We start from the raw sequence: 4,066 nt of genomic DNA, 5'->3' as shown, positions 1-4,066 counted from the left end.
CGAGGCGCTCAAGCGAATGGTGGCTGCCGCCGAGAACGGTGAGAACACCGTGCCGGCGATGCTGGACGCGGTCCGCGCCGAGGCGACCCTGGGCGAGATCTGCAACGCGTTCAAGCCGCTGTGGGGCGAGCACCGCGAGCCTGCCCGCTTCTGACCGGCCCTGCTCTGATCGACTTCCTCGCGCCTCGGCGTGCTGGTCAGCCAGGCCGCTGACCAGCCGCTGAGGCCCGACTGGAAAAATGGCTGTCATGCGTCCTGGTTCCCGTCCCGCCCGTTCCAAGTCCGCCGCGCCCGCCCCGTCGCCCGCCGCCGTCGCGGCGATGTCCGGGGCGGTCGACCTGGCCGCCGTGAAGGCGCGTTCGGAGGCAGCGGCCCGGGCCGCGAGCGCTCCACCTCCGGCCGGCGGGCAGTACGTCGTAGAGGCAACCGAGGCGAATTTCCAGGCCGAGGTGCTGGACCGCTCGTTCCAGGTGCCGGTGTTGCTGGACCTGTGGGCGGAGTGGAGCGAGCCGAGCAAGCAGCTCTCACCGTTGTTGAAGCGACTGGCTCAGGAATCGGGCGGCAGCTGGTTGCTGGCCACCATCGATGTCGAGGCCAACCAGCGGATCGCGCAGATGCTGCAGGTGCAGAGCCTGCCGACGGTCTTCGCGGTGATCGGCGGTCAGCTGGTGCCGGGCTTTCAGGGCGCGCTGCCCGAGGCTCAGCTGCGCGAGTTCCTGGCGGCGCTGCTGCAGGCGGCCGGCCAGGCGGGCCTGTCCGGCCCGGGCGGCCCGGTTGACGCTCAGGCCGCCGGCGAGGCGCCCGGCCCCGCTGCGCCCCCCGAGCCTCCGGAGGACGAGCGGTTCACCGCCGCCGAGGACGCGCTCGAGGCCGGTGACTTCGACCTGGCCGCGGAGCGCTACCAGGCGATCTTGAATGTCGAGCCGGCCAACACCGACGCGCAACTGGCCCTGCGCCAGGTCGGGTTGCTGCGGCGGCTGTCGGTGCTGCCGCGTGACGCCATCGAGGCGGCGACCGCGGCGCCCGACGACGTGGAGGCCCAGCTCGCCGCCGCCGACACCGAGCTGGCCAACAACCAGGTCGAGGCGGCGTTCAGCCGGCTGGTCTCGCTGGTGCGGCGGCTGCGCGGCGAGGACCGGATGCCGGTGCGTGACCGGCTGGTGGAGTACTTCGAGCTGCTCGGACCGGATGACCCGCGGGTGCCGCCGGCCCGCCGGGAGCTGGCCAACGCCCTGTTCTGAGTCCCTGTCTGCAGCTTCCTCGTCTGCAGTTTCCTGTTCCTCAGCCGCCAGCGTCATGCTCACCGCGCGCCGGAGCGACGGGTGGGCATGACGCTGGCGTCACCGCGCGCCGGAGCGACGGGTGGGCATGACGCTCGTGCCGGCTGCCAGCCGGCTGGGCAACGGATTGGCAACGCCGGCCTGCGTCCGCTGGCCGGTGCCTGGGCCTGGCTGGCAGCATCGAGCTCACCCCACGAGGCGGCAGGAGTGTCCGATGCACCGTCAGCCCATCCGAATTCTGGCTGCGGCCTTGCTCTGTGTGGCCGGAGGCCTGCTCGGTTACAGCCAGCCGGCGGCTGCTGCGCCCGCCCCCCAGATCGTCTACACCTACGAGGTGCGCGGGTTGGCCAACAGCAGCAGCCTGGAGTCCTTCGCGGCCGCGGCGGCGAGCAACTACGCCGACACGCGTGGATGGACTCTCGGCGGCTCGATCGCCTTCCGCAGGGTCGCCTCGGGCGGGAACTTCACGCTCTGGCTGGCCGCCGCCGACCGGGTGCCCGGCTTCGGGCCACCCTGCGACAGCAGCTACTCCTGCAGGGTCGGCCGCAACGTCGTGATCAATGAGACCCGCTGGCTGACCGGCTCGCCGTCCTGGAACGCCACCGGAGCCTCGCTGGCCGGCTACCGGCACATGGTCCTCAACCACGAGACCGGCCACTGGCTCGGCTTCGACCACGGGTTCTGCGGCGGCTCGGGCCAGCTGGCGCCGGTGATGCAGCAGCAGTCCATCTCGATGCAGGGGTGCCGTCCGAACTCCTGGCCGACCACGAGCGAGCGGCAGCGGCTGGCCGCTTCGCGCGGCGTGCCGATCCGCACCGGCAACCCGGTGGGCAGCGTTGACAACGTGGTGCCGGGGCTGGCGTCGGTCTTCATACGTGGCTGGGCGATCGATCCGGACACCTCGGCGCCGGTCCTGGTGAGCGTCCAACTGGGCAGCAGGGTGATCACCGTACGGGCCGACAGCTTGCGCGAGGACGTCGGCCGCACCCATCCCGGATACGGCAGCAACCATGGTTTTCGGTTGACGCTGAATGTGACTCCGGGCCGGCATACCGTGTGCGTGCGTGCGCTCAACGCCGCCGGGGCCGGCGCCACGGTGCTGCTGGGTTGCCGGACGGTGCTGGTCAGCGGCACCCCGATCGGACGACTGGACTCGGTGACGCCGTCCGGGCAGGGCATTGTCGTCACCGGCTGGGCCCTCGACCCGGACACCAGCGGCGGGGCGGTCCCGGTGGCGGTGTACGAGCGGCCAGGGGGCCAGGTCGGCATCTGGGCCAACCAGTCCCGGCCGGACGTGGCCGCGCGCTACCCGCGCTGGGGCGCCGCACACGGCTTCCAGGTGCTGATGCGAGCCAGCCCCGGCTGGCACGAGGTGTGTGCCTACGCCCGCAACATCTACGGCATCGGCAGCACCGGCGCCCTCGGCTGCCGGTCGGTGTTGGTACCCGGCTGATCAGTGCGGTGGAGCCGGTGATCGAGCTGACCCGGGCTGCGAGCAGCTCAAGCTGACCCGGGCTGCGAGCAGCTCAAGCTGACCCGGGCTGCGAGCAGCTCAAGCTGACCTGGGCTGCGAGCAGCTCAAGCTGACCTGGGCTGCGAGCAGCTCAAGCTGACCCGCGGCCAGACCCAAACGTCGGGCCGGGTCGCGGGTCCTCGCCCGGGTCAGTCCTCCAGCGGGCTGCGCTGGCCGCGCGGCACGTGCGGCATGATCGCGTTCGGCGGGATGACGCCGAGCCGGCCGGCCTGGTAGTCGGCCAGGGTCTGCTGCAGCTCGGCGCGGGTGTTCATCACGAACGGGCCGTACTGCGCCATCGGCTCCCGGATCGGCTCGCCGCCCAGCAGGATGACCTCCAACGAGCTGGTCCGGCTGTCCTGGCGGGCGTCGGCGCTGACCGTGATCCGGTCACCGGGTCCGAAGACCGCCAGCTGGCCGGCGTGGATGGGATGGGCCTTCGGCCCGACCGTTCCAGAGCCCGCCATCACGTAGCCCAGGGCGTTGTAGGTAGGCTGCCACGGCAGTGACAGCTGGCCGCCGGGCGCGATCGAGGCGTGCAGCAGCGTGATCGGGGTGTGGGTGGAGCCGGGGCCGGTGTGGCCGTCCACTTCACCGGCGATGACCCGCAGCAGCGAGCCACCGTCGGCACTGGCCAGCAGGGTGATCTGGCCGGCCTCGATCCCCTGGTAGTTCGGCGTCAGGAACTTGTCCTTGGCCGGCAGGTTCACCCACAGCTGGAAGCCGTGGAACAGCCCGCCCTCTTCGACCAGCTTCTCCGGCGGGGTCTCGATGTGCAGCAGGCCGGCGCCGGCGGTCATCCACTGGGTGGAGCCCTCGGTGATCACGCCGCCACCGCCATGGGTGTCCTGGTGGATGAACTGGCCCTCGATCAGGTAGGTCACCGTCTCGAAGCCGCGGTGCGGGTGCCAGTCGGTGCCCTTGGGCTCGCCGGCGGCGTAGTCCACCTCGCCCATGTGGTCCATCATGATGAACGGGTCCAGGTAGCGGTAGTCGATGCCGGCCATCGTCCGGCGTACCGGAAAGCCTTCGCCTTCGGTGCCCGCCGGAGCGGAGGACACCGCGAGCACCGGGCGCTCGACGTCGCCCAGCGCGGCCCCGGTCACCCGGGGCAGAGTCATGGTGTCAGCGGTGACGGCAGCCATATCTTCCAACCTCCTCAAGCTTTTGTTGCATCTGCAACTACACGCTTCAAACCAAGGGCTGGACGGTTCTATTCCAGGTCTGCTTCAGGGCGCGGAGTCAAGGCGCACGCGTCGCGCGCGGGGGCGGG

The 4,066-nt window shown here is 71.2% G+C and carries 3 protein-coding genes; 2 read left to right on the top strand and 1 reads right to left on the bottom strand.

Annotation, left to right across the window (positions count from 1 at the left end; translation table 11 throughout):
• Positions 1 to 248: 248 nt before the first annotated feature.
• Together VGB75_09370 and VGB75_09365 are read left to right on the top strand one after the other, a co-directional pair.
• On the top strand, positions 249 to 1,241 hold the full coding sequence (locus tag VGB75_09370) for a tetratricopeptide repeat protein (GenBank protein HEY0167240.1): 993 nt from the start codon (positions 249 to 251) through the stop codon (positions 1,239 to 1,241).
• Between the two features lie 253 nt (positions 1,242 to 1,494).
• Positions 1,495 to 2,733, top strand: a complete 1,239-nt coding sequence (locus VGB75_09365; GenBank protein ID HEY0167239.1) for a DUF3152 domain-containing protein — start codon at positions 1,495 to 1,497, stop codon at positions 2,731 to 2,733.
• A gap of 209 nt (positions 2,734 to 2,942) precedes the next feature.
• On the opposite strand, the gene VGB75_09360 is transcribed toward VGB75_09365, so the two are convergent.
• A complete protein-coding gene (locus VGB75_09360; protein HEY0167238.1) occupies positions 2,943 to 3,938 on the bottom strand; it encodes a pirin family protein in 996 nt (331 codons plus the stop codon).
• Positions 3,939 to 4,066 lie beyond the last annotated feature (128 nt).

The sequence above is a fragment of the Jatrophihabitans sp. genome (genome assembly GCA_036399055.1).
In the GTDB taxonomy this organism is placed as follows: Bacteria; Actinomycetota; Actinomycetes; order Mycobacteriales; family Jatrophihabitantaceae; genus Jatrophihabitans_A.
The sequence above is the reverse complement of the archived record's forward strand: the minus strand, read 5'-3'. Positions and strand labels throughout refer to the sequence as shown.